General features: G+C 71.9%; 18 protein-coding genes. 7 read left to right on the top strand and 11 right to left on the bottom strand.

Annotated elements, in window-relative coordinates:
* Positions 1–42 precede the first annotated feature (42 nt).
* Both ACZ6C6_RS21870 and ACZ6C6_RS21875 read right to left on the bottom strand, forming a co-directional pair.
* The gene (locus ACZ6C6_RS21870) at positions 43–1,860 is read right to left on the bottom strand and encodes an MFS transporter (RefSeq protein WP_469204935.1); all 1,818 of its coding nucleotides are present in this window, start codon (positions 1,858–1,860) and stop codon (positions 43–45) included.
* A gap of 188 nt (positions 1,861–2,048) precedes the next feature.
* A complete protein-coding gene (locus ACZ6C6_RS21875) occupies positions 2,049–4,499 on the bottom strand; it encodes a serine hydrolase (protein ID WP_469204936.1) in 2,451 nt (816 codons plus the stop codon).
* Positions 4,500–4,678: 179 nt separating this feature from the next.
* On the opposite strand from ACZ6C6_RS21875, the gene ACZ6C6_RS21880 reads away from it, so the two are divergent.
* The 4 genes from ACZ6C6_RS21880 (at position 4,679) to ACZ6C6_RS21895 (ending at position 8,910) form a co-directional block, all read left to right on the top strand.
* Positions 4,679–5,401 (top strand): GOLPH3/VPS74 family protein, encoded by a 723-nt coding sequence (locus tag ACZ6C6_RS21880; RefSeq protein WP_469204937.1) that lies wholly within the window; start codon positions 4,679–4,681, stop codon positions 5,399–5,401.
* 214 nt (positions 5,402–5,615) lie between these two features.
* Positions 5,616–6,473: a helix-turn-helix domain-containing protein gene (locus tag ACZ6C6_RS21885; RefSeq protein ID WP_469204938.1), complete on the top strand. Its 858-nt coding sequence runs from the start codon at positions 5,616–5,618 to the stop codon at positions 6,471–6,473.
* A 209-nt stretch (positions 6,474–6,682) separates the two neighbouring features.
* Positions 6,683–6,883, top strand: a complete 201-nt coding sequence (locus ACZ6C6_RS21890) for a DUF397 domain-containing protein (RefSeq protein ID WP_469204939.1) — start codon at positions 6,683–6,685, stop codon at positions 6,881–6,883.
* 431 nt (positions 6,884–7,314) lie between these two features.
* Positions 7,315–8,910 (top strand): sodium:solute symporter family protein, encoded by a 1,596-nt coding sequence (locus ACZ6C6_RS21895; RefSeq protein WP_469204940.1) that lies wholly within the window; start codon positions 7,315–7,317, stop codon positions 8,908–8,910.
* Here the strand turns inward: ACZ6C6_RS21895 and ACZ6C6_RS21900 are convergent.
* Positions 8,898–10,010, bottom strand: coding sequence for an ADP-ribosylglycohydrolase family protein (locus tag ACZ6C6_RS21900; RefSeq protein ID WP_469204941.1), 1,113 nt, complete (start codon positions 10,008–10,010; stop codon positions 8,898–8,900). The genes ACZ6C6_RS21895 and ACZ6C6_RS21900 overlap by 13 nt on opposite strands.
* A gap of 144 nt (positions 10,011–10,154) precedes the next feature.
* A complete protein-coding gene (gene eccD, locus ACZ6C6_RS21905; RefSeq protein ID WP_469204942.1) occupies positions 10,155–11,624 on the bottom strand; it encodes a type VII secretion integral membrane protein EccD in 1,470 nt (489 codons plus the stop codon).
* Between the two features lie 193 nt (positions 11,625–11,817).
* Here eccD and eccCa point away from each other — a divergent pair, with 193 nt between their 5' ends.
* Positions 11,818–15,783, top strand: coding sequence for a type VII secretion protein EccCa (gene eccCa, locus ACZ6C6_RS21910; protein ID WP_469204943.1), 3,966 nt, complete (start codon positions 11,818–11,820; stop codon positions 15,781–15,783).
* Here the strand turns inward: eccCa and ACZ6C6_RS21915 are convergent.
* The 7 genes from ACZ6C6_RS21915 to eccB all read right to left on the bottom strand — a co-directional run bounded on the left by ACZ6C6_RS21915 (position 15,780) and on the right by eccB (position 22,803).
* Positions 15,780–17,021, bottom strand: a complete 1,242-nt coding sequence (locus ACZ6C6_RS21915) for a S8 family serine peptidase (protein ID WP_469204944.1) — start codon at positions 17,019–17,021, stop codon at positions 15,780–15,782. The two genes, eccCa and ACZ6C6_RS21915, sit on opposite strands and share 4 nt — an antisense overlap.
* 58 nt (positions 17,022–17,079) lie before the next feature.
* Positions 17,080–18,519 (bottom strand): WXG100 family type VII secretion target, encoded by a 1,440-nt coding sequence (locus tag ACZ6C6_RS21920; RefSeq protein ID WP_469204945.1) that lies wholly within the window; start codon positions 18,517–18,519, stop codon positions 17,080–17,082.
* Positions 18,520–18,549: 30 nt separating this feature from the next.
* Positions 18,550–19,014: a hypothetical protein gene (locus ACZ6C6_RS21925; RefSeq protein WP_469204946.1), complete on the bottom strand. Its 465-nt coding sequence runs from the start codon at positions 19,012–19,014 to the stop codon at positions 18,550–18,552.
* A gap of 86 nt (positions 19,015–19,100) precedes the next feature.
* Complete coding sequence (locus ACZ6C6_RS21930; protein WP_469204947.1) at positions 19,101–19,382, bottom strand: WXG100 family type VII secretion target; 282 nt, start codon at positions 19,380–19,382, stop codon at positions 19,101–19,103.
* A gap of 51 nt (positions 19,383–19,433) precedes the next feature.
* Positions 19,434–19,790 (bottom strand): WXG100 family type VII secretion target, encoded by a 357-nt coding sequence (locus tag ACZ6C6_RS21935; protein ID WP_469204948.1) that lies wholly within the window; start codon positions 19,788–19,790, stop codon positions 19,434–19,436.
* Positions 19,791–19,946: 156 nt separating this feature from the next.
* Positions 19,947–21,074 carry a type VII secretion-associated serine protease mycosin gene (gene mycP, locus ACZ6C6_RS21940; RefSeq protein ID WP_469204949.1) on the bottom strand — a complete coding sequence of 376 codons (1,128 nt, stop codon included), beginning with the start codon at positions 21,072–21,074 and terminating at the stop codon, positions 19,947–19,949.
* A 178-nt stretch (positions 21,075–21,252) separates the two neighbouring features.
* Positions 21,253–22,803: a type VII secretion protein EccB gene (gene eccB, locus ACZ6C6_RS21945; RefSeq protein WP_469204950.1), complete on the bottom strand. Its 1,551-nt coding sequence runs from the start codon at positions 22,801–22,803 to the stop codon at positions 21,253–21,255.
* 203 nt (positions 22,804–23,006) lie between these two features.
* Between eccB and eccE the strand changes: the two genes are divergently transcribed.
* A complete protein-coding gene (gene eccE / locus ACZ6C6_RS21950; RefSeq protein ID WP_469204951.1) occupies positions 23,007–24,185 on the top strand; it encodes a type VII secretion protein EccE in 1,179 nt (392 codons plus the stop codon).
* Positions 24,182–24,946 carry a hypothetical protein gene (locus ACZ6C6_RS21955; protein WP_469204952.1) on the top strand — a complete coding sequence of 255 codons (765 nt, stop codon included), beginning with the start codon at positions 24,182–24,184 and terminating at the stop codon, positions 24,944–24,946. The genes eccE and ACZ6C6_RS21955 overlap by 4 nt, the downstream gene beginning before the upstream one ends.
* The last annotated feature ends 4 nt before the right edge of the window (positions 24,947–24,950 follow it).

Genomic DNA, 24,950 nt, shown 5'->3' on the forward strand with positions numbered 1-24,950 from the left:
AGCCGGACGGACTGGATTGCTCGTGCGGCACCGGTCCCGTCCTCACCGCAGCTCGTCCGGGCACGGCGTCCCCGGCGGGAGCTGGTACGGGGCGCCCAGGCGGTAGGTGCCGGGGCGCGGGGCCAGGAGTTCCGTCCACTCGTCGCCCTCCTCGTCCTCGTCCACCTTGAGCAGGCAGCCGTGCTCGTTGACGAAGGTCCGCGGGGTGCTCTCGTCCGCCCGCTGCTTGGACGCCTCGGTCTCCTGGGGGCGTTCCACGCCGTTGCCGTCCTCGTCCACGACGGCCAGCCAGCGCGAGTAGGGGACGCGGATCAGGACCCGGCCCGCCTTCTTGACGTGGATCGTCAGCTCGCCCTCACCCGCGCGCTCCACCGTGGCGGGCGGGTCGGCCAGCGGGACGGGGCTGTCCACCTCGAAGAGCCGCCAGTCCTTGTTGGACCAGATCAGCTTCAGGTAGGAGAGGCCCTTGCCGACCAGCTCGGCTTCCTTGCGGGCACCGCTGTAGTCGGGGTCGCCCTGCGGCAGCACCACGTAGTGCACCGCCCAGCGGTCGAGCCACTGGCGGTAGTTGATGGGGTCCAGGGTGTCGTCGTAGAAGAGCGGGTTCCGCTTCATGTCGGCCTGGCGGTTCCAGCCCCGGGCCAGGTTGACGGAGCGCGGCAGCGCCGACGCCTCGCGGTGGCTGCTCGGCGGGACGACCTCGACCCGGCCGCGTTCCGCGCCGACCTTCTGGAGCTGGTTGACCAGGGGGGCGAGCGAGCGGGTCCAGGAGGCGGTGGGGGCGGTCCGGACGATGTCGTCCACGCCCTTGAAGCCGATCCAGACGTTCAGCGAGACGAACGCGATGACGACCGCGTACCACCGCCGCGAGCGGGGCGCGGTGTACGGCAGCGCGGCCAGCAGGACGACGCCCGCGAACAGCATCGCCATCCGCGAGACGTTGGAGCCGATCTGCGAGTCGACCACGTACGTCGCGAGCGTCCCGATCCCGTACACGGCCGAGGCGGTGCGTACGGTCTTCCAGTCGGACGGTACGAGGAAGAAGACGAGCCACGCGAAGATGAACGGCCCGGACAGGGTCGCGACCGACATCGGCTGGGTGCCGGAGAACGGGAACAGCCAGGCGGAGAGCGCGACCACCGCGACGGGCGCGAGGCCGAGCGCGTACGCGCCGGGGCGCCGCTTGTTCAGGAACAGCGCGGCCGCGACGACGCCGAGGAAGAGGCCCGCGACCGGGCTGCCGGCCGTCGCGAGCCCGGCGAGCGGCGCGGCCACGGCCGCCTTCGCCCACCGCTTGTAGCGCCACCGGTGGGGCCAGCAGAAGACGGCGGCCGCCGCGCCGACCGCGAACATCATGCCGAGCCCGAAGGTCACCCGGCCCGACAGTGCGTTGCACAGGTACGCGAAGACGCCCGCCATCGAGCAGGCCAGCGGATTGCGGACCGCCTTGACGCGGTACAGGATCAGCGAGGTGAGCCCGGCCGAGACGGTGCCGGCGATCATCATCGTCGTACGCACGCCGAGCAGGGACATCAGATACGGCGAGACGACGCTGTACGAGACGGGGTGCATGCCCCCGTACCAGGCGAGGTTGTACGCCGTGCCGGGGTGCCGGCCGACGAACTCGGCCCAGGCGTCCTGGGCCGCGATGTCGCCGCCGCTGTTGGCGAAGAAGAGGAACCACAGGATGTGGGCGACCGCGGCGACCGCGGTCGTCAGCAGGACCGGGTGGCGCAGGCAGCGCTGCTTCAGGCCGTCGAACCCCGTGGCGGGGCCGGACCGGCCCTGGTCGCCCGCGGGCTCCGTGGTGCCGCCGGAAGCGGTGCCGTCCTTCGCCCGTGTCGGCTCGGCGGTGGTCACTGCTCTCTCCCCGTCCCTTCCCGGACGCGTGGTTTCGGCCGGCTCTCCTGCTCGGGTCTCATGGGCCGAAAGACGCGCTCCGGGGTCCGCGCGTTGCCCCCGGGACGCTAACACGCGGGGCTCTTCCGGCGTGCGGGAAGGCCGTGGGGGGTGGAGGGGGCGCGGTGCGGGCGCCCCCTCCGGGTGTCTCAGCCGATGCGGGTCAGCTTGTCGCCGAACGACGGCTTCGCGAGGTCGCTCTGCAGCGCGACGGCGACCTTCACCTGGCTGCGGCCCTCACCCACGGTGAGCGTGCCGACGTGCGTACCGGCGACCGCCTCGTGCGGGATCGTCCTGCCGTCGTCGGTCAGTTCCAGCTTGACCGTGAGGCCGGACCAGCCGACCGCCTTGACGTCCTTCGTCGCGACGACGGGGGTGGTGTGGCCCATGCCGTCGTCCACCTCGCCGACGACGTCGCCCTTCTTGACGATCTTGGCGCCCTCCAGCAGGTCCAGCGTGGAGACCATCACCTTCTTGCTGACCCGGTTCACCTCGTCGATGATCGAGACGTCGTCGTACTGCCCCAGGATCGCGCCGACGATCAGCTGGTCGGTGCCGTCGATCATCTTGTGCGCCGCGAAGAGCAGGTTGCCGCCGGCCTTGGAGGTGGAGCCGGTCTTGATGCCCAGGGCGCCGTCGAACGGCACGAGGGTGTTGTAGTTGCGCCACTTGTGACCCGAGGGGTCCTTCCACTCCGGCAGCTTGGTGATGTCCATCAGCGCCGGGAACTCGACCAGCTTCTCGCCGAGCTTCACCAGGTCCTCGGCGGTGGAGACCGTGGAGGCGGTCAGCCCGGAGGGGTCGGTGTACGTGGTGTTCTTCATGCCCAGCTCGTCGGCGGTGGCGTTCATCTTGGCGACGAACGCCTTCTCCGAGCCCGCCTCCCAGCGGGCCAGCAGCCGGGCGATGTTGTTGGCCGAGGGGATCATGATCGCGGCGAGCGCGTCGCGCTCGGTGAGCACGTCGCCCTTCTTCACCGTGCTCAGCGTGGACTCGCCCTCGGTGTAGAGCTTGCCGTCCGCCTCCGCCTTGGCGTCGATCTCGATGTCCGGGCCGTTCTCGCCGCGCTTGAGCGGGTGGCTCTTGAGGACGAGGTACGCGGTCATGGCCTTGGCGACGCTCGCGATCGGCACGGGCTTCTGCTCGCCGAACGAGTCGACCTTGCCGAGGCCGGTGGCCGCCATGTAGCCCTGGCCCTGGTCGGGCCACGGCAGCTTCGGGGCGCCTCCGTCGAAGCCGTACGTCTCCTTCGCCGTCATCGACAGCGAGGGTTCCGGCAGCGGGCGCACCATCTGCACGATCGCAAACACGATGAGCAGCAGGATCACCAGCGGTGTCCAGATCTTGACCCTGCGCACCGCGGTGCGGACCGGGGTCTCCGGCGGCGGCGGGGTGTTCGTCAGCTCGGCGAGCAGGTCGAGCGGGGGCTTCGGCGGCATCGGCTGCTGCCGGGTCCGCTCGGCCCCGCTGAGGGCCGCGGGCGCCCCGGCGACGGGGCTCTCGGGCTTGCGCGGCGCGGGCGCCTGGCGCACGTCGTCGGAGCGCAGCGGTACGAACTGGCTGGTGCGCTCGGCGAGCGACTCCGCCTCGGCGGTGAGCGGCTGCCCCGACGGCGACCTGGTGATCTTCAGCGCGGTGGTCGGCTGGTCGACCTTGGGCAGGCGGGGGGCCTTGAAGACGGCGGTGGGCTGATCCACGGGCACGTCCGCGTCGGCGGCGGGGGCCTTCGCCTCGGCGGCGGGCGCCTTCGGGTCCGGGGCGTCGTCGGCGGCGGACGTCTTCTCGTCCGGAGCGTCGTCGTCGGTGGGCGCCTCCGCCTCGGCGGCGGGGGCCTTCGGGTCCGGAGCGTCGTCGGCAGCAGGCGCCTGCTCGTCCGGAGCGTCCGCGTCGGCAGGCGCCTTCGCCTCGGCCGCAGGCGCTGCCGCCTCGGCGGGCTCGGCGGGCTCGGCGGTGGCCGGTTCGTCACCGGCCGGTCGCTTCGCCTCGGCGGACTCGGCCTCCGGCTCCGGCTCCGGCTCCGGCTCGGGCTCGGCCGCCGGCTCCTCGGCCGTGTCCGGCTTCTCGTCCGGGACCTCGTCGGCGGAGCCGACCGGGGCCTCGTCGGCCGTCGACACCCAGGCGGCCACGGCAGCCCGGAGGCGCGCGTCGCCCTCACCCGGCTCGGCGGCGGCCTCCGCCTCACCGGCCTCCGCATCCTCGGCGGTCCGCGCGGTCGCGGGAGCCGCCGCTTCCGGCTCACCGTCCTCCGAGGCGTCCGGCGCCGCGTCCGGCTCCTCAGCGGCCCTCAGAGCGCTCTCAGCGCCCTCGGAGGACGCATCCACGTCCTCGTCCGGCGCGCCCGCGGTGCCCGCCGCGGCCTGAGCGCCGTCGGCGGCCTCCGGGGCCGCCCCCGCGTCCTCGTCCGGGCCGTCCCCGGGCTCCCGGGCGGCACCGGCGGACGCCGAACCAGTGGAGCCGGAATCCGTACCGGCCGAACCGGACCCGGGTTCGGGCTCACGGAAGACGCCGAGCCGCGGATCGCGCTCGTTGCGAGTCGTTCCCGACGACTGCTGCTGCTCCGACTTGTCGGGGGACTCGCCCGCCACCGATGCCTCCTCCATGCGGCGCGGGGAACCACCCGCGCTGTCCGAACCATCTACCAGTGTCCCGTGTGAACCCTTGGCCGGGCTGCTAGACGAGAACGACATACCTACTGGTTCCCGTACAAAGCCACCAGGCACCCTCGACAGGAAGATGTGAGAGGGGTCACCCTGTCATTCATCCACGCGGGGAGGCATGGATGGGCAGGAGCCGCAGAACAATTCCGGAGGAGCTTCTGCTGCTCGCTCTGGACCCGACCACGGGTACCACAGCGCAGCCGCAGTCGCTCGACCTCGGCCTCGCCGGAGCCCAGCTAGTGGAGCTGGCCCTGGCAGGACGGATAGCCCCAGACGGGGATCGTATCGCCGTGGTGATGCCACGGCCGACAGGAGATCCGACCTTGGACTCCGCACTGGAACTGCTGCGCAGGCGCGGCAGTCCGGTCCGGGCGGTCCATTGGATCGGCGGACCCCGGCTGGGGCTCCGTCAGATTTACCTCGCTCATCTGGAGCGGTGCGGCATGGTGCATGCCGTCGAGGGCCAGATGTGCGGAGTGCTGCCGACGACTCGCTACCAGGCGACGGACACGGCGATCAGCCGGGACATCAGGGCCAGGCTGGACAGTGCGATCCGCACCGGCGTACCGCCGGACCCGCGGACCGCGGCGCTCGCCGCACTGGCCCACGCGGTCGGACTCGGCAAGCACCTGTACCCCGGGAACGAGGGGCGTTCATCGCGCTCCCGGCTCCGGGATCTGATCAGGCACGACCCGATGGGCGGCCTCGTGGCGCACGCCGTGATGGACGTGCAGAACGGCGCGGTCGCACAGCCGCGCCGCGCTCCGGCGGCCGGCGTCCCGTTGCAACCGCAAGTGCCGTCGCCGTCACGGCGCGGCAGCATGGCGCACCCCGTGGCCCACTAGGGCCGCGACCGCACCAGGCACGTCAACAACCGAACACCGCCGAACCGTTGTCATCCAGACCCGGTCCGGGAGCCGCACCAAGGCGCGGGGCAGTCGGTACCACCGGCTGCCCCGCGCCGCTGTGTGTGTCCGTTTCCCAGCGCGGCCGGGGCCGTGGGTGGCAATCTGCTCAGCAGTAGATACGCACAGCTACATAGCCGGAGGTGCCGTTTCCGTGCCGTCCAACGTCAATCCCACCGTCAGGCGACGCCGGTTGGGTCAGGAGTTGCGCCGACTGCGCGAGGTCAAGGGAATGACCGCCGAGGAGGTGGCGGACCGGCTGCTCGTGTCGCAGTCCAAGATCAGCCGCCTGGAGAACGGCCGCCGCTCCATCAGCCAGCGCGACGTCCGCGATCTCTGCGGGGTGTACGAGGTCGAGGACCGCCGCGTGGTCGACTCGCTGATGCAGATGGCCAAGGACTCGCGCCAGCAGGGCTGGTGGCACGCGTTCGGGGACATCCCGTACAGCGTGTACATCGGTCTGGAGACCGACGCGGCGTCCCTGCGGGTGTACGAGTCGCTGATCGTCCCCGGCCTGTTGCAGACGCGGGAGTACGCGCAGGCGGCGATCGAGGGGATGTGGCCGGAGGCCACGCCCACCGAGATCGACAAGCGCATCCAGATCCGCATCAAGCGCCAGGACCGGCTGACCGATCCGGTCGAACCGCTGCGGTTCTGGGCCGTGATCGACGAGGCCGTGCTGCGTCGTGTCGTGGGCAACCCGCAGATCATGGCGGACCAGTTGAGGCACCTGGCGGAGCTGAGCCAGCTGCCCCACGTGACGCTCCAGGTCCTGCCGTACACCGTCGGCGCGCACCCGGGGATGTACGGGAGCTACACGATCCTCGAATTCCAGGAGGACATGGACGCGAGCGTCGTCTACCTCGAAGGCATCACCAGCGACCTGTATCTGGAAAAGGCGCCCGACGTCCAGAGCTATGCCGTGATGTACGAGCACCTGCGCGCGAAGGCGCTCAGCGCGGAGCAGTCCCGCGCGTACATCCTCCAGGCCGCGGAGAACTGCGGAGGGTGACGATTTCCGCGTCCGCCACGGGGGTTCCCGGGGCGGCGCGGAAGGTACACCTCCGCCAGGTTGTGCCGGAAGACAGCCAAGACATAAGTCATCCGAACGAGTGAACGCCACTCACGGCCGATGATGTTGCGGCGTAGCGTCCCTCACAAGTCGCTGGGCGCAGCGGCTGGGCGCACCGCCCAACGACCGGCACAACCATCGGAGTCATTATGGCGATTCGGCAGAACGCACTGACGGAGTGGACGAAGTCCTCCTATTCCGCGAATGGGAACTGCGTGGAGGTCAAGGCGGCGGAGGGTCACGCGCTGCTGGTCCGCGACTCGAAGAGCGTGAGCAGCGGAGTCCTCGACTTCTCCGCGAAGACCTGGTCGGCGTTCGTCCTGGACGTCTCGCGCGCCGCCAAGTTCTGAGACCGCGCGACCCGGCCGCACGCTCGCGCCGCGGCCCGCACCAAGCCCTCTCGACCGGCCCGCCGTCCTGGCCGAGAGGGCTTTCGCCTTTTCCGGGCCGGATTCTCTGGCAGTTCCCCTCCTTCTCGACCGCACGGGACCCGCATCCCGTGCGGTCTTCTGCGTGCTTCCCTGCGCTCACGACCTGGCGAAGCGCCCGCTCATCGTGTGGCCGCCGTCACGTTCACTACAACGCTTCCGTGAGTCAAGAACAAGTAAAATCGTTCCTCTTGCTGATCTGTGTTCACATCTATGACCGAAAGGGTCCTTGACCGGGGTACCGCGCAGACGGTTCAATCCCCGAAGTCCCCGCTCCCGCACGGGGCACCGCTGAGCGGCCGTACTGGCGAAGTGCGCACCCTGTTCACAAGGCGGACCCCGGGAGGGGACATATGAACAGTCTCGACTGGGTCGTGCTCATCGGCTACTTCGGCGTGATGATCGCGATCGGGCTCTGGTCCCACAAGCGTGTCGACAACGTCAGCGACTTCTTCACGGCGGGCGGCCGGATGCCCTGGTGGCTCTCCGGCATCTCGCACCACATGTCCGGGTACAGCGCCGTGATGTTCACGGGCTACGCCGGCATCGCGTACCAGTACGGCGTCACGTCCTTCGTGACCTGGTCGCTGCCGATCGCCATCGGCGTCGGCATCGGCGCCAAGATGTTCGCGCCCCGGCTCAACCGGATGCGCTCGCGGCTGCACGTGGCCTCGCCGCTCGAATACCTGAAGAACCGCTACAACGTGCCGACGCAGCAGGCGCTCGCCTGGTCCGGGCTGCTGCTGAAGATCGTGGACGTCGGCGCCAAGTGGGCCGCCATCGCCACGCTGCTGTCCGTCTTCACCGGGATCACCCTCACCCAGGGGATCTTCATCACCGGCATCATCACGGCCGTCTACTGCACGGTCGGCGGACTGTGGGCCGACGCGCTCACCGAACTGGGGCAGTTCGTCATCCAGTTGCTCGCGGGCCTCGCGATGCTCATCACCGTCATGCGCGAACTGGACGGCTTCAGCACCCTGTGGACGGTCTGGGACAAGCTGCCCGAGGGCCACGCGGATCCGACGGCCGGCCCGTACACCGTCACGTTCCTGCTGGCGTTCCTCTTCATCAAGACCTTCGAGTACAACGGCGGCATGTGGAACCAGGCCCAGCGCTACATGGCCACGGACTCCGCCGCCTCCGCGACCCGTTCGGCGCGGCTCTCCGCCATCCTGTGGCTGGTCTGGCCGACCGTCCTCTTCTTCCCGATGTGGTGCGCCCCGCTGCTCGTCGACGCGCAGAAGCCGGACGCCTCCGACAGCTACGCGCTGATGACCGAGCAGCTGCTCCCGCACGGACTGCTGGGCCTGGTGATCGTCGGGTTCTTCTCGCACACGATGGCCATGTGCTCCTCCGACGCCAACGCGATCGCGGCCGTCTTCACCCGGGACATCGCCCCGGTCTTCTCCAAGGCCGCCCGCAACTGGAACGCCCGGGCCGGGCTCCTGGCCGCGCGCCTGTCCACGCTGGGCTTCCTCGGTCTGTCCATGGCGTTGGCCACGCAGATCAACTCGCCTACGTTCAAGGACATCATCTCGGTCGTCATCAAGTGGGTCGCCGGTCTGATGGGCCCGATCGCCATCCCGTTCATGCTGGGGCTGCTGCGCCGCTTCCGTAAGTCGGGGCCGACGGCGGCGCTCACCAGCTGGGCGGCGGGGCTGCTGGCGTTCTACTTCACCAACTACGACCTGGACGGCTCGGTGAAGGAAGGGGTGGCGCTCCAGTACCAGGTGGCGCTGCCGCTGGCGATCTCGCTGGTGCTGTACGTGGTGATCGGCTTCGTACGCCCGGAGGACACCCCGGAACGCGACGCGCTGATCGAGCGGATCAACGCGGACGGCGACGGGCCCGGGGCGTCCGGCGCGGCCGCCGTCCCGGCGCAGGGCGGCCCGCAGGACATCGGGGCCGCCACCGAGGGCACGGCGGGGGAGGCTCAGCGCGGGTAGCGGGCCAGCCAGCCCGGGGCGGCGGTGGCCGGGCTGTGCAGGGCGGGCCCCTGGGTCATCTCCATGGCGAAGTCGTCGGCGAGTTCGAGGAGGGTGGCCCGCCCCTCCAGCTCGGCGAGCCAGGCCGGGGGCAGCGCGGTCTCCCCGTGCATGGCGCCCAGCATCGCCCCGCACAGCGCCCCCGTCGCGGCGGACGGGCCCCCGTGGTTCACCGCGAGGCGCAGCCCGTGCCGCACGTCCTCCGCGACGAGCGCGCAGTACACCGCGACCGCCAGCACCTCCTCGGCGGAGTCCGTGACGCCCAGGGACTCGATGAGCGCGGGCCCCGGGATGCCCTGGCGCACGGCGCCGAGGGCCCGCCCCAGTGCCTCGGTCACGGGTTCGTGGCCGGGGCGGTCCGCGAGCAGCCCCAGCGCGTGCTGCACGGAGCCGTCCAGGGTCTCGCCACGCGCGAGCCCGTGCACGACGGCCGCGAAGGCACCGGCGGAGAGCAGGGCGGTGGGGTGCCCGTGGGTGTGCGCGGCGCACTCGACGGCGAGCTGGAACACCAGCCGCTGCTCCCAGCCGACGAGCAGCCCGAACGGCGCGGACCGGGTGAGCGCGGCGGCGTCGTGCGCGGCCGGGTACTTGGGCCGGTCCAGGGTGCCCATGATGTCGTCGCCGAAGCCCCCCAGGCACTCCCGGGTGGGGTCGCGGCGGGCGTAGAGCCATTCCTGCCCGGCGAGCCAGCCGTTGTCCTCGCGGCGCTCGTCGGGCCCCCAGTCGTACTGCGTGGCGGCCCAGCGCAGATGGGCGCGGTGCACATCGGTGGGCGGGTGCCAGGCACCGGTGTCCCGGCGGACCTGGGCGCGGATCAGCCCGTCGACGGTGAACAGGGTGAGCTGCGTGGCGGCGGTGACCGTGCCGCGCGCCCCGTGGGCGGGCACGAAGCCGGTGACGGCGTCGGGCCCGTGGGCGGCGCGGATCTCCTCCAGGGTGAGCCCGCCGACGCCCGCGCCGAGCGCGTCCCCGATGGCGCCGCCGAGGAGGGTGCCGCGTACCCGGCTGCGGAAGTCCTGCTGCTCGGCCCGCCCCCAGACGGCCGCCATCCCTGTGCTCACCGCGCCACTCCCGTATGCCGTGGTTTCGTTCCCCTGTGCGACTGTGCGGCAACTGCGCAGCACTGTAATCGAACGGGTGCGGGGGCCGGGGGGCCGGAACGATTTGTACGGCACCGAGGCGCACGGGATACGTCGCGGCGGGCGTCAGCCGGTCATGGAGCGGGCCGCTGAGTACATGTCGAGGACGGCCAGGCAGAGCGGGACCAGGGTCAGGAGCAGCAGGGTCTCCGACAGGTCGGAGAGGCGGCCCCAGAACGGGGAGAGGCCCTTGCGGGGGACGATCAGCGCGATCCCGGTCAGCAGGGCGGCGCCGCCCGCGACGGCTGCGGCGAGCCACAGCGTACGGAGGTCGAGCGGGCCGTGGTCGTTCTCGGTCAGGAGCGCGGTGAGCGCGTCGGCCGGGGGGTTGAGGGCCAGGCCGAGCACCAGCAGGCCGAGCGCGGCGATGCCCGCGCCGAGCACGGCGGCCACCTGGGCGGTGTAACGGAAGAGCCGGGCGCGCAGCAGCATCGCGAGTCCGGCGGTCAGGGCGAGGGACCGGCCCCAGGCGTCGGAGGAGAAGCCGAGCACGGCGGCCGATGCGACCACCACGACGCTGCACCCGCCGACGAGGCCGAGGAGCAGTTCGTGGCCGCGCCGGGCCTGGGCGGCGATGCGTTCGGTGTCGACGGGGTCGGCGTCGCCGAGCCCGGGGTCACGGTCGAGGTCGGCGTCCGTCGTGGGGTGCGGGGCCGCGTAGCCGATGGGCAGCCGGGCGACACGGGCGGAGATGCCGGGCAGGAAGGCGAGGCCACCGATCGCGACGACGGCGCAGACGGCGGCCGTGTCGCGGGGGCGGGCCTCCGTGACGATGGACAGGTACGTGGCGAGCGTCCCGACGCCCGAGGCGAGGACGAACGCCACGAACGGGGCGTCCCCCGCGGGCATCGCGACGACGAGCCCGGCGGAGACGACGAGCACCGCGGCGCAGCCCAGCATGAACTGGAGGCGCCCGGCCCCGGTGCCCGGATCGAGGGCGAGGAGCCCGGATCCGGCGATCATGACGTGCGGCAGGGCCGCGAGGCCGAGAGCGACGGCGGAACCCCGGTCGGCGTAGCGCCGGGCACGGACCCCGGCGAGCGCGGCGAGCAGCAGGCCGACGGCGGCGGCGACGACGCCCGGGAGCCCGTGCATGTCGTGCCGCACCGGGTCGGCGAACCAGACCAGGAAGCCCATCAGGACGAGCAGCAGCGCACCGCCGAAGAGCCCGGCGGCACGGAGGAGTTGGTCGTCCCAGAGGGAGCGGTCCTTGCGGACGGCCGAGGCGACCGCGTCGGCGACGTCGTCGAAGACGGCGGGCGGGAGCGATTCGGTGAAGGGCCTCAGCCGCAGCACGTCCCCGTCCAGCACGCGCTGGACACTCAGTGTGCGCGACGCGTCGAGCACGGTGTTGTCACGGCGGGTCAGGTGGTAGCCGGGCGGTGCGCCCGGGGGCGTCTCCTGGCCGGTCAGCCGCAGGATCTCCGGCAGGAGGTCGGCGACCGTGACGTCGTCCGGCAGCGCAACGTCGATACGACTGTCCGGCGCCACGACCGTGATGCGACAGAAGCCGGTGCTTGTCAGGGTCGAACTCACCCGCGTGGTCCCCTCGTTCGCTTATCCGCGCTCCCGGACCGAGCCCGTGGAGCACTGTCGTACGCCCACTGGACTTCACCCTATCGAGGACCCTCCATGCCTACATTAGGATGATCGGCGCGCGGAGGTAGGTCGCTGCCACGGGGGTGCCGGCCCACAGGGCTCCGGGCCGCACTGAGGGGCTGATTCGCCGGTGTCCCAGATCGTCGTCAAACGCCCGCCCCGCGCGTTGCCACCCTCAACTCCCGCTGAGGAGCTGCGGGTCGAGCCGCCTCCGGAGCTGCCGCGCGGGCAGCAGGAGGGCGTGGCGATGCAGCTCCTGCCGATGCTCGGCATGGGCTCGTCGGTGGTGTTCTTCTTCATGCCGGGCTCGCACCCGTTCATGAAGATCATGGGCGTCATGATGCTGCTGTCCACCGTGGCCATGGCCATCGCCCAGGTGGTGCGGCACCGCAAGGGCACCCAGGGCCAGTCCGCCGAGGGGCGCCGCGACTATCTGAAGTACCTCGCGCAGACCCGGCGCAAGGTGCGCCGCACCGCGCGCGCCCAGCGCGAGGCGCAGTTCTATCTGCACCCGGACCCGGACCAGTTGTGGTCACTGGTGGACGGGGAACAGCTCTGGGAGCGCCGCATCGGCGACGACGACTTCGGGCAGGTCCGCGTCGGACTGGGCCCGCAGCAGCTGTGGACCCCGCTCGTCGCGCCCACCACGGCACCGGTGGAGGAGCTGGAACCGCTGTCGGCCGGTGCCATGCACCGGTTCCTGGCCACGCACGGTTCGCTGGAACGCCTGCCCATGGCGGTGTCCCTGCGCGCCTTCTATCACGTCGTGGTCTCCGGCGACCCGGAGTCGGTACGCAGCTCCGCCCGTGCGATGGTCGCCGGACTGGCCGCGCTGCACTCCCCGGACGACCTCGTGGTCGCGGTCGTCGCCGCCCCGGGCGTCACGGACCAGTGGGACTGGACGAAGTGGCTGCCGCACACCCAGGTCCCGGGCGCCTACGACGGGGCAGGCACCAAGCGGATGTTCAGCGACGACCTGGCCGAGGTCGAAGAGCTGCTCCGCCCCGCCCTGGACGGCCGTTCACGCTTCAACCGCGAGGCCACACCGCTCCTGGACCAACCCCATGTCGTCCTCGTCCTGGACGGCGGCGTCGTCCCGCAGAACTCGCTGTTCGCCTCGGCGGAGGGGCTTCAGGGGGTGACCGTCGTGGAGATCGCCCCGGAGGAGCTGGAGGAGCCGCGCGGCGGGCTGCACATCGCGGTACGGCCGGGCCGGCTGCGGCTGGAATCGGCCGGCGCCACCTACCACGGCACGCCCGACCGGCTGCCGGTCGAGGTCGCCGAGGCGCTGGGCCGCCGACTGGCCCCGTTCCGGATGGGCAGCGGGTCCGAAGACGACGAACCACTCCTCGCCAACCTGGACTTCACGGACCTGCTGAACATCGGCGACCCCGCCGCCGTCGACACCGAGACGGTGTGGCGGCCGCGTTCGGCGGCCGACCGGCTGCGGGTCCCGATCGGTGTCGGCGAGGACGGCTCCCCGGTCATGCTGGACCTCAAGGAGGCCGCGCAGGAGGGCATGGGGCCGCACGGGCTGTGCGTGGGCGCGACCGGTTCCGGCAAGTCCGAACTGCTGCGCACCCTGGTGCTGGGCCTGGCGGTCACCCACTCGTCGGAGACGCTGAACTTCGTCCTGGCGGACTTCAAGGGCGGTGCCACCTTCTCCGGGATGGCGGACCTCCCGCACGTCGCCGCGGTCATCACGAACCTGGCGGACGACCTGACCCTGGTCGACCGCATGCGGGATTCCATCACGGGTGAACTCCAGCGCCGCCAGGAACTGTTGCGCGCTGCGGGCAACTACGCGAACCTCACCGACTACGAGAAGGCGCGCGCCGCGGGGGCCGCGCTGGAGCCGCTGGCCTCACTGGTCCTGGTGATCGACGAGTTCAGCGAACTCCTCAGCGCCAAGCCGGACTTCATCGACATGTTCATCCAGATCGGCCGCATCGGCCGTTCGCTGGGCGTGCATCTGCTGCTGGCGTCGCAGCGCCTGGAGGAGGGGCGGCTGCGCGGACTGGACACCTACCTCTCGTACCGGATCGGTCTGCGGACGTTCTCCGCCGCCGAGTCCCGCACCGCCCTGGGGGTGCCCGACGCCTACCACCTGCCGTCGGTGCCCGGTTCCGGGTTCCTGAAGTTCGGCACGGAGGGGATGACCCGCTTCAAGGCGGCATACGTGTCGGGGGCCTACCGGCCCGGGTCCGCGCCCGTCACCGGTGACGGTCCTGCCATCGACCGCCGCCCCGTCCTGTTCACCGCCACCCCGGTCGAGGTGCACTACCCGGAGCCCGATCCGGACCTCTCTCCCGCGCCCGGCCGGACCACGCCCGACGCATTGGCGGACACGGTCCTCGACGTCATCGCCCGACGCCTGGAAGGGCAGGGGCCCCAGGCCCATCAGGTGTGGCTGCCGCCACTCACCGAGGCACCCTCGCTCGACCGGATGCTGCCCCCGCGCACGGTCACGCCCGAACGCGGTCTCCACTCCCCCGAGTACGCGCGGAACGGCGCCCTCGTCGTCCCGTTCGGCCTGGTGGACAAGCCGTTCGAGCAGCGCCGCGACACCCTGGTCCGTGACTTCTCCGGCGCCGCCGGCCACATGCTGGTCGTGGGCGGGCCACGCTCCGGGAAGTCGACCCTCCTGCGGTCCCTCATCGGCTCCTTCGCCCTCACCCACACCCCGCACGAAGTGCAGTTCTACGGGCTGGACTTCGGCGGCGGAGGCATGTCCGCCGTCGCCGGCCTGCCGCACGTCGGCGGGGTCGCCTCCCGGCTCGACCCGGAGAAGGTCCGCCGTACGGTCGCCGAGATCGCCGGCATCCTCGGCCGGCGCGAGGCGTTCTTCCGGGACAACAACATCGACTCGATCGCCACCTACCGGAGGCTGCGCGCCGCCGGACGGCTGCCGGACGAGGCGTGGGGCGACGTCTTCCTGGTCATCGACGGCTGGCAGTCCTTCAAGACGGACTACGAGTTCCTGGAGCCCGTCGTCGCCGACATCGCCGCCCGGGGCCTCGGCCTCGGCATCCACCTGGTCGCCACGGTCTCCCGGTACATGGAAATGCGCGCCGCGCTCAGGGACCAGCTGCTCAACCGCCTGGAGCTGCGCCTCGGCGACCCGACCGACTCCGAGCTGGACCGCAAGGTCGCCAAGAATGTGCCCGTCGGCACCCCGGGCCGCGGCATCACGGCGGAGAAGCTGCACTTCATGGGCGCCCTGCCGCGCACCGACGACTCGGCGGGCGGGGGCGGCGACGACCTGTCCGACGCGACCGCCGCGTTCGTCCGCGAGGTGTCCGACAGCTGGCCCGGTCCGCACGCCCCGGCGGTCCGGATGCTCCCCCGGATGCTGGCCGCCCGGGACCTGCCGACCGGGCCCGCCGGCACCGCGCGGCGCGGGGTCGCGATCGGCATGGACGAGATGAACCTCGCCCCGGTGTACGTCGACTTCGACACCGACCCGCTGTTCGCGGTGTTCGGCGAGTCGGAATCCGGCAAGACGGCCCTGCTGCGGCTCCTCATCAGGCAGATCACCGCCCGCTACACCCCGCAGGAGGCGCTGATCTGCGTCGGGGACTACCGGCGCGGCCTGCTGGAATGCGTGCCGGAGCCGTACCTGGTCGGCTACGCGACGGCACAGAGCACGTTCGCGTCGTACCTGGGCGACATGAACACACTCATCACCAGCCGTATCCCCGGGCCGGACGTGACCCCGCAGCAGCTGCGCACCCGCAGCTGGTGGCGCGGGCCCCGGGCGTTCATCATCGTGGACGACTACGACCTGGTGGCCACGTCCTCCGGCAACCCGCTGGCCCAGCTGGTGGACAACCTGCCATTCGCCCGGGACACCGGCGTGAACTTCATCATCGCGCGCAGCAGCGCGGGCGCCGGACGTACCTCGTACGAACCCTTCATCCAGCGCTTCAAGGAGCTGGGGGCCCAAGGCGTCGTCCTGTCCGGCCACCCCGGCGAGGGCGAACTCCTCGGGAACGTGAAGGCCCGCCCGCTGCCGCCCGGACGCGGTCTGTTCGTCACCCGCCGGGGCGCGTCGGCACTGATCCAGACGGGGTGGCTGGCGCCGGACGCGGACTAGCGCCCGTTCGGGTAGTAGACGCTGTACGCGGTGGCCCGGTCCGCCTGCCCGGCCCTGCGGCGGCGCACCAGCAGGACCGCGCCGGCGGCCACCACCGCGGCCGCGACCGCTCCGGTGACGATCCAGACGGCGGTGCTCCCACCGCCCCGGCCGGTGTCGCCCGTCGCCACCGGGGTGGCGTCCGGTAGCGGCTGCCTCGGCGCGCTCCCGGAAGGGGACGGGGAAGGCGACGGTGCGGCGGCCTCGCGGGCCTCGACCAGAGGGTTCACATCGGCGGGGCCCGGGTCTCCCGGGCCTTCGAGGACCGCGACGCGTGGGCGGATGGTGCCGTACCCGAGGTAGCGGCTCGGGACGGTACCCGTGGTGGGCTTGCCCGCGGTGTTCATGAGGACGCGAAGGACCTGGTTGCCGGTCCAGTCCGGGTGCAGGGACCAGATGAGCGCGGCGGACGCGGAGGTGAGGGCGGTGGCCTGGCTGGTGCCGCCGCTGTCGCAGTACCCGGGCTCCCCGCCGCCGCAGAGGATCGGGATGTTCTCACCTGGCGCGGCGAGCGCCACCTGAGGGCCGGAAACCGAGTACTTGGTGACCGTGGCCGTCTTGTCAACGGCCCCGATACCCGCGACACCGCGACTGGCCGCGGGGTACGCGAGGTCGTTTCCCTCCTCGCCGGTGTTGCCGGTGCCGGCCAGGAGCAGCTTCCCGCGCCCGATGGCGTAGTCCACGGCCTGCTGGATGTCTTGCCGCGCCTGCTCATCGACCAAGTAGGCGGCGAAGGCCAAGGACATGCTGATGATCTGCGCTTCGCTGTCGGCGGCATACCGGATGGCTTCGACCAGCGCCGGGATGCTTTTGATGCCGGAGTCCCGGTACGAACCGATGACCGTCAGAGGGAGGATGCGCGCGTCGGGCGCGAGGCCTTTCACTCCTTGGCCGTTCACCCCATTGCCCGCGATCAGCATCGCCATCGCGGTTCCGTGCCCGTCCTCGTCCTTGTGGGCGCCGCGCTCGGGCTCTATGAAGTTCCTGCCCTTGAGTACCTTCCCCGTCAGTTCGGGGACGGTGGGGATCACCCCGGTGTCGACCAGGGCGACGGTGATCCCCTTGCCAGTGGTGGCCTTCCACATCGCCGGTGCCTGCATCCGGTCCAGGTACCACTCGCGGTCACGCATGGTGTCCGCCGCCGCGGCCGGGGCGACGACACCGCCGAGGAGAAGCAGGGTCCCGAGCGCAGAGAGCACCGCCGACGTCCGCCCACGCCGTCGCCAGACCGTTGACCTCATGCCACCCACTCGTGTCCTAGTCGATTACGGGCGGGACCACACCGTCCCCCGTGTCCCAGGTCTCCTCGTCCTCGGTGAGGTAGTCCGGGGATTCGCCGCCGTCCCGTCGCCCGGGCCGCCGACGCGCGTTCGGCGCACCGCCCATCGAGCCCATCGCACCCATGCCCGCCCCTCGCACCAGTCCGCTGCCGCCGGGCGTGAACTCTCGTGCCGTTCCCGTGCCGCGAGGCGTCCCCACCGTACCGCCGGGCTCGGTGACCAGGCGGCGCGAGGCACCGGCGCCGACGCCGCGCCCCACGGGGGAGCCGACCGGCCCGGCACCATGACCGCCCATCATGCCGCGGCCGGTGACCGGCCCTTCACCGCCGATGACGGTGCCTCGCGGGCCGCCCGAGACCGGGCCGGTCACAGGCCGGGCGGGCATCCCGCCGTGAATGGCCGGGTCGGCCCGGGGGCCCGCCGGAGGCCGGATGCTCTCGACGCCGCCTCTGCCCACGGGCGCGACGGGGGTCACGCGCGGGCCCCCCGGAGCGAAGGGGCCCGTCCGCGAGGGCAGCGCCACGGGCGGAATGGGGGTCGGGCCCCCACCGCTCACCGGAAGCTGCGGCGGGGGCCCACCGGGCGGTTGCGGAGTCGTGGTCGGCGGGACCTGCGGCATCGTCACCGTGTCGATGCTTGTGCGCGTAGTGTCCGGCGCCCCGGGCGTCGCGCTGACCGCTTGTGAAGGGGACACGGCGCTCGGAACGTGCGCGGACACGCCGGCAACGGGCGACGTGCCACCGTCGACGGGCTGTGCGGTGACCGACTGGTGACCGGCCCCCGGGCCACTGGTGCTCTGCCCACCGGAGACCGGGGGCACATCCGAACCCCCCTCGGAGCCGTATCGCTTCTTCCATGAGTCGACCGGTACCGGCAGCGCGGAATCCGGCAGCGGCTTGAAGCGCGGCTCCTCCTGCGCGGCGATCATCTGCTGCGCCGTCATGTAGTACGAGGCGAGTTTGTTCATCTGCGGGATCGCCTCGTTCCGCGCCTCCTCCACGGCCTCCAGCCGGACCTTCTCCGCCGCCACGCTCGCCGTGGGCTTCATCGTGGCCAGGGGGTGGCTGTTCAACACCGTGCTGACCTCGATCAACGCCTGACCGGCCGTCTGCAGCGAGGCGCCCGCGGCACCGGCGTAGTCGGCCAGCTTGAGCGTCTCCTTGGCGAAGTCGTGGCCCCACTCGCGGAAGGCGTCGCCGCCCTTGCCCTTCCACGTCGTGCGGCTCACGTGCTCCTTGAGCTCCGTGCCGATCTTCTCGATCTCGGTCTGCGCGTCGACCAGCGCCCGGCCGCGCCCCATGATCGACATGGGGTCCACCCCGCGAATCATGTTGAGCATGTCCTCGAACGACATGTTCTCGAAGTCCGTGATGCGCGCGGTGGTGTTGAGCGGCGGCAGCTTGCCGTGACCCTCCATGGTCGTCCCCTCCCCGTTCCGTTCACGTGGCTAGTAGCCGGCCTGCCCGCCGGACGTGCTCCGGGCGCCTGCCGGCCCGTCCGTGTCCGCATCGGCGTCCGGCGGCCGGTAGACGGCCTCGACACGCTTCCGGATGGTGTTCAGACGCGCGGCGTACTCGTGATCGACGTGCTCGTAGCCCCGGTCCGCGAGGTCGACGGTGATGCCCATCGCCTCCAGCTGCTCGCCGAGCATCATGGAGAGCTGCGTCAGCCGCGAGTGCACCACCGTGTAGGTGGCGTGCAGGAGGACGGCCTCCGTGAATCCGGCGGAGCCGTACGCGTCGACCGTCACCGTCTGCTCCGTGATGCGGCCGTGCGCGGCCGGTGACCTGTCGAGCGTCATGAGCAGCCGGTCCACACGGGACTTGAAGCTCTTCAGCGACTCGCCCGGCGCGTCCAGGTCGGGCCCGCCCGGTTCGTACAGCGGTGGATCGTCCGGAAGACGGGATCCCATGCCAGCACCCCCCTAAAAGTGCCGTGCTGCCGCGGCCCGCGAGTGCGGGAGGCGGACCCCCCCGCCCCGCACCGGCGGGCCGACGGTCAGCCGTGGAAGCGCCGGGACTGGGCGAGGTCGTTCGCGTGGTAGCCCTCGGTCGCTTCCAGAAGCTTGTTCGCGATCGTCACCAGCGTCTCGTGCATGTGGTTGACCTTGAGGTCCCAGCCGCTGTGGCGGTCGTAGAAGGCCCGCTGGGTCTCACCGTCCCAGGTCGCGACGACGGCCTTGACCTTGCCGTCCAGCGTTTCGAGCTGGGTCTTGATGCTGTCGGCGGCGGACCTGACCTGATTGGACGCCTCGACGACGCCTGAGTACGTGATCTCCATGAGCGGTCTCCTGAACGGGATGCGGAAGGCGAACGGGATACGCGGGCGGGGCTACGAGACCTGGAACCGGTCCAGGATGCCGTTGCTGCCCAGGTGGTCGACGCCACCGATGCCCTTGAAGCTGTTGAGCCGCTCGATCTCCTCGGCGTCGAAGCCGTCGCGGCTCATCCGGACCGCCTCCCGCGTGAAGTCCAGAAGTTCCTTCAGCGCGCGCACATCCAGGTTGACCTGCGTCTGAAGACCGTTGTACGCGTTGGCGGCGACGCCCTTCCAGTGGCCCTCGACCGCGTCGATGACCCCGTTGAGAGCGGTGATCCGGCCTTGGAGCGTGTCGTGCATGTGGTCGAGTTCGAGGACGAGCCGGTCGATCTCTTCGGCTGAGATCTTGAACTTGTCTTTGTCTCCCATTACGCGTCTTCCCCCCTGCAAGGAATGGTGCGGGCTTCCGGACCGCCGGCAACCGCGTCCGGGTCAGACCGCAATTTTGCGTTTGCCACCTTAGCTGCAAAGGCAAACGGTGCCAACACGCTTTAAGACAAACCGAGTTGTCGAATATTCACCTGTTCACCGGCGAGCCGGCATCCGACGGTCCCGGTCCCGCACCAGGACCGCGACGCCCGCGATCACCGCCGCCAGGAGTCCGGTCGCGGCCAGGGCGTACGTGGAGATCCGGGTCATCCGCTCCTGCCTGGTCTCCCCCAGCTGGAGCGCCACCGGCTCCGGCCCCACCGGCCCGTCCGCGACCGCGCGGTCCGGGGTGGGCGCGTCGACCGGGTGCTCGTCGTCGTTGAGGGCGCGCACCGGATCCACCACCCCCCACCCGACGAAGTCGTCCCGCCCGTTCACCGCGCGCACCGCGGTCTGCTCGATCTGGGCGACCACCTGGGCCTGCTTCCAGTCCGGGTGCTTGGCCCTGATCAGCGCGGCCACCCCGGCCACGTACGGCGCGGAGAAGCTGGTGCCGTTGTCCACGCACTGGCCGCCCCTGGGGACGGTGGACACCATGTCGACGCCCGGTGCCGCGACGCCGATGAAGTCACCGGTCTGCGAGAACGGCGCCCGCTCGTCGTTGCGGTCGGACGCGGCCACCGCCAGGACCCCTGGGTACGCCGCCGGGTAGGTGGCCTTGACCTGCGCGGCGAGTCCGTCGTTGCCCGCCGAGGCCACCACGACGATGTCGTTCTCCACCGCCTCGCGCACCGCCCGGGCCAGCTCCGAGTCGGCGAGCAGGGGCCGCACGGTGTCCTGGGAGATGTTGATGACCCCGGCGTGCTCCTTGATGGCGTGCCGGATGGCGGCGGCCATCGTCGCGGCGGTGCCGGTGCCCTGGTCGTCGTTCTGCCGGATGGGAATGATCGTCGCCTCCGGGGCCAGGCCGACGAACCCGGTTCCCGCGCGCGGCCTGGCGGCGATGATGCCCGCGACCTTGGTGCCGTGGCCGACCTGATCCGTCGTGCCGTCCCCGCCGCCCGGCTTGCCCTTGCCCTTGGCCGCGGAGCCGTCCGGATTCCGCGCCGGAAGCAGGTCGGCACCGGCGCCGCGGTCGACGGCGGTCCTCAGCTGCGGGTTGGTGTCGTCCACCCCGGTGTCGATCACCGCGACCCGGACGCCCTTGCCCTTGGTGTCCTGCCAGAGCTGGTCGAAAACGAGCCGCTGAAGTGACCAGGGGCGGCCCTGGATCTGCCGCGGCATCGGAAAAGTGCACTCGCCGCTCCCCTCCGCGCCCGTTTGCGGAACGGAATCCGCCGCTTCCGCGGGCATCGCCGGAAGGACCGGAAAGCCGATGCCCGCCGCACAGGTCAGAAGCAGGAGGACGGCCGTGGAACGGAATGCGTTACGGGTGATCATTTCGCGCCCCTCTCCTTCCGGCTCAGGAACTCTGCGGCTGTTTGGCGCTGTTCGTGTCGAGGCGCGGCCCCTTGGGTAGCAGGTTCGACCAGTTCTCCGGCACCGGAAGCGGCTTCACGTTCTGATAACCGAGCCTGATCTGCGCCTGGTTGACCTCGGCGGCCTGGTCCTGGGGCGTCCCGGGGCTCGCGGTCGCGCCGATCTCCGTGGAGCCGGCGCTGCTGTCGTTGTTGCTCTGCACGGCGTACCGCAGACCCGTGTCCGTCACCAGGAAGACCGACCCGGTCCCGGGCGAGGCCCCGCTGAACTGCCGGTACAGCATGCCGCTGCCCGGGGTGACGTACGCGCTGGTCGCGCCGTCCATGAAGCTCACCGGATATCCGGGACCTGCCCAGGTGGAGAGTGCGGGCACGCCCTTGGCGTCGACGCCGTGCAGCACGCTGCAGACGGTCCCCTTGCGGGCGTCGGTGTCGTTGGCCTGGGCGGGGACGCTGTCGGGCCAGCCCTGCTCCGCGTAGAACTCGTCGGGCGACGAGGTGAAGGACTGCGGAGCGACCTCGGCGGGCCGTGCCTTCTGACCCAGCACCTCCGCCTCCGGGCTCGTCAGGAGCAGCCGGGCCACCAGGCCGGAGACCGGTGACACCGCGCCCGGCAGGACGACGTAGTGCTGCATCCCGGTACCGGCGACGGCCTTGAGGACGGTGCCCACCCGGTTGAGTCGGGGGTCCAGGCCGTCGATGCCGGCCGGGTCCCCGACCTTGCCGGGGAGCTTCGGGAAGACGACGGCCGAACCGGCGTGCAGGGTGCCGAGCCAGTCCTTCGTGACCTTCTGGGGCCGGGCGCCCTCGCTGAACAGCGCGCGCCGCAGCACCTCGTCGCGGGCCGAGGGCTTGCCGCCCCCGGTGGTGCCGATCGCGTGCCGGGTGCCGTCCGCGTCCACCAGATAGCGGGTGCCGTCGCCCCCGGCCGCCTGGACGTAGAGGGCCTGCCCGTCGTGCAGGCGCCGCTTGCCGCCGACCTTGCCGGCCTCCCGGTCGGCGAGCAGGAACACCGCCTTCTGCACGGTGTCCCCCGAGCCGGCGCCCGGCTGCTCGCAGACCGCCCACAGCTTGCTGCGGCCCGCCTCCGCCGCGCCGGGCAGCCGGTCGGGTGCGTACGGTATGCCGAGCATCGGGCCCCGTTGCAGCTTGCCGCTGTCCAGCTCGGACTCCGGGACCTGCATCACGGAGGACTTGTCGGGGTCCAGGAGCAGCTTCGCCGAGGCGAAGTTCAGCACCGGGTGCAGGCGCTTGACGCCCTTGGTCTCCAACACCACGTAGCGGGTGGTCGAATCACCGCCGACGATGACGTGGGCGCCCGGCTCGGTCCAGCCGCCGGGGACCTTGGGTTTGAATATGCCCCAGGCGCCGAAACCGGCGAGCAGCAGGGCACCGATCACCACACCCGGAACCACGGCCCGCAGCGGACGCGGCGCGGACTCGTCGGTTCCGGCCGCCGAGGGTTGCAGAAAGGCGGCGACCAGTCTCTTCTTCGCGAAGGTATAGGCGTTGAGTTCGTCCCGCCGTGATGCCATCTGCCCTGCTTCTCCCCGTGGTCGGACGCTCCGCGAACCGCCCCCACTATGCCCGCCGCCGCCCTGCCGCGGGGCCCGGGGGCGATAGCGTTGGCCAGGGTTCCGCACACCAAGTGCCTTGAAACGAGGGGACTTACCGGGGGATGAGCAGCACGACGACCGGAGTGGCGAGGTTGCGGCCACGTCCCGGAAGGATCGGCGGGGTGCGGCTGCACCAGCTGGTGCTGGTGGAGATCGCAGGCGCGCTGTTGCTGGCCGCATGGGTGACGGACCGGGTCCTGCCGGCGTCCGCGGGCCTGGTCGCGGCGGTGCTGGTGCTGACGGCGGCCCTGCGGTGGCGTGGGCGTCCGGTGCTAGACCGGATCAGGGCGTCGCTGGCGCTGCGGGCCCGGCTGCGGGCGGCACGGCAGCCCCTGCCGGGCGAGGGGGCGGATCCCGTGCTGGCCCCGGTCCTTGAGTGCGAGGCCGCGCTGCGCACGTACACCTACACCGACCGGCAGCGCGGGCGCGGGGTCGGCATGGTGGGCGACGGCACGTTCCTGACGGCGGTGCTCCTGGTGCAACCGCGCGACACCCCGCTGCGGGCGGGCCGGGACACGCGTCCACTGAACCTGGGCGTGCTGCGCGAGGCGCTGGACGCGGACGGCATCCGGCTGGAGTCCGTACAGGTCGTGCAGCACACCCAGCCCGCCCCCGGCCCGCCCCTGCCGGAGCACGCCGTCGCCGCACGCTCGTACGGGCCGCTCCAGGCGCAGACCGGCACCCCGGCGGTCAGGCTGACGTGGATCGCCCTGAAGCTGGACCCGAAGCTGTGCCCGGAGGCCGTGCAGGCGCGTGGCGGCGGGCTGGGCGGGGCGCAGCGCTCGCTGCTGAGGGCCGCGGACCACCTGGCGAGCCGGCTGACGGCGGACGGCCTCGGCGCCCGCATCCTGACCGAGGCCGAGGTGACGTCCGCCCTCGCGACGTCCGCCGGGGTGACTGCCCAGGCCGCTGCGCCCGCGGTCCGGCCGGACGCGTCCGCGCGGCGGACCGAGGAGACCGGCCGGGCCTGGCGCTGCGACGACCGGTGGCACACCACGTACTGGGTGGGCCGCTGGCCGCACCTGGGCGCGGGGGCGGCGGCGTCGGCGCGGGTGGTGGCGGCCCTGACGTCGACGCGTGCCCCGGTCAGCACGTTCAGCCTGACGGTGTCGCGCGGTGGGGGCGGCACGTCCGCCGTCACCGGCCATGTCCGGCTCACCGCCCGCGGACATGACGAACTCATGGCGTTGCGGCGCCAGTTGGAGCGCTCAGCTCGTGCGGTGCGGGTCGGCCTGGTGCGGCTGGACCGCGAGCAGCTGCCCGGTGTGCTGGCCACCCTGCCCCTCGGAGGCACCCGTTGAACACGCCCGGCACGAGTCCCGCGGCCCCGGCACCCGCCCCGCCCCCCGCCGACCGGCCCCGCGCCCGCGCCGGGCGTGGCCTGCTCGGACCGCGCCGGGACCGGCACGCTCTGCCCGCCGAGCAGCTCGCCGCCCTGGAGCTGCCGCTCGGGGACGACGGGGTCGTCGCGGGCAGCGACGCGCAGGGGCGGCCCGCGGTGCTCGGCCTCTTCCGCCCCGCCCAGCTGGACGTCGTGCTCATCGGCGGACTCTGGACCGCCCAGGTCCTGGCGCTGCGCACGGCCGGGACCGGGGCACGCGTCGCCGTCGAGTCGGGCCGGCCGCAGGTGTGGGCGGGGCTCGCGCGGGACGCGGGCGGCGGACAGCAGTGCATGACGGTGCACGACGTGCGGCAGGTGGGTCCGCAGGGCGCGTCGGTCGCGGGCCCGGTTCTGGTGGTCCGGGACTGCGGGGTGCGGCCCCCGCGCAGCAGACTGGCGCCGGGCCCCTGGCAGTCCGTGCTGACGCTGCTGCCGTTCCTGGGCCCGGCGGCGCCGACGCTGGTGCGGGACGCGGGGCTCGTCGGCATCCAGCGGGTCTCCCCGGAGGAGGCGGCGGTCCTGGGCCGCCTCATGCGCCTGCCCCGGCAGAACGCGGAGGCGCTGTCCCAGCTCGGCGACGACATGGTCCTGTGGTGCACCCAGGAGCACCACAAGCTGGTCAAGATGGTCCCGACCGAGGTCGAGGCGGCCCTCCTGGGCGGCCCCCGCCGCCTGGACTGACCGC

The organism is Streptomyces sp. NPDC041814 (genome assembly GCF_055590565.1).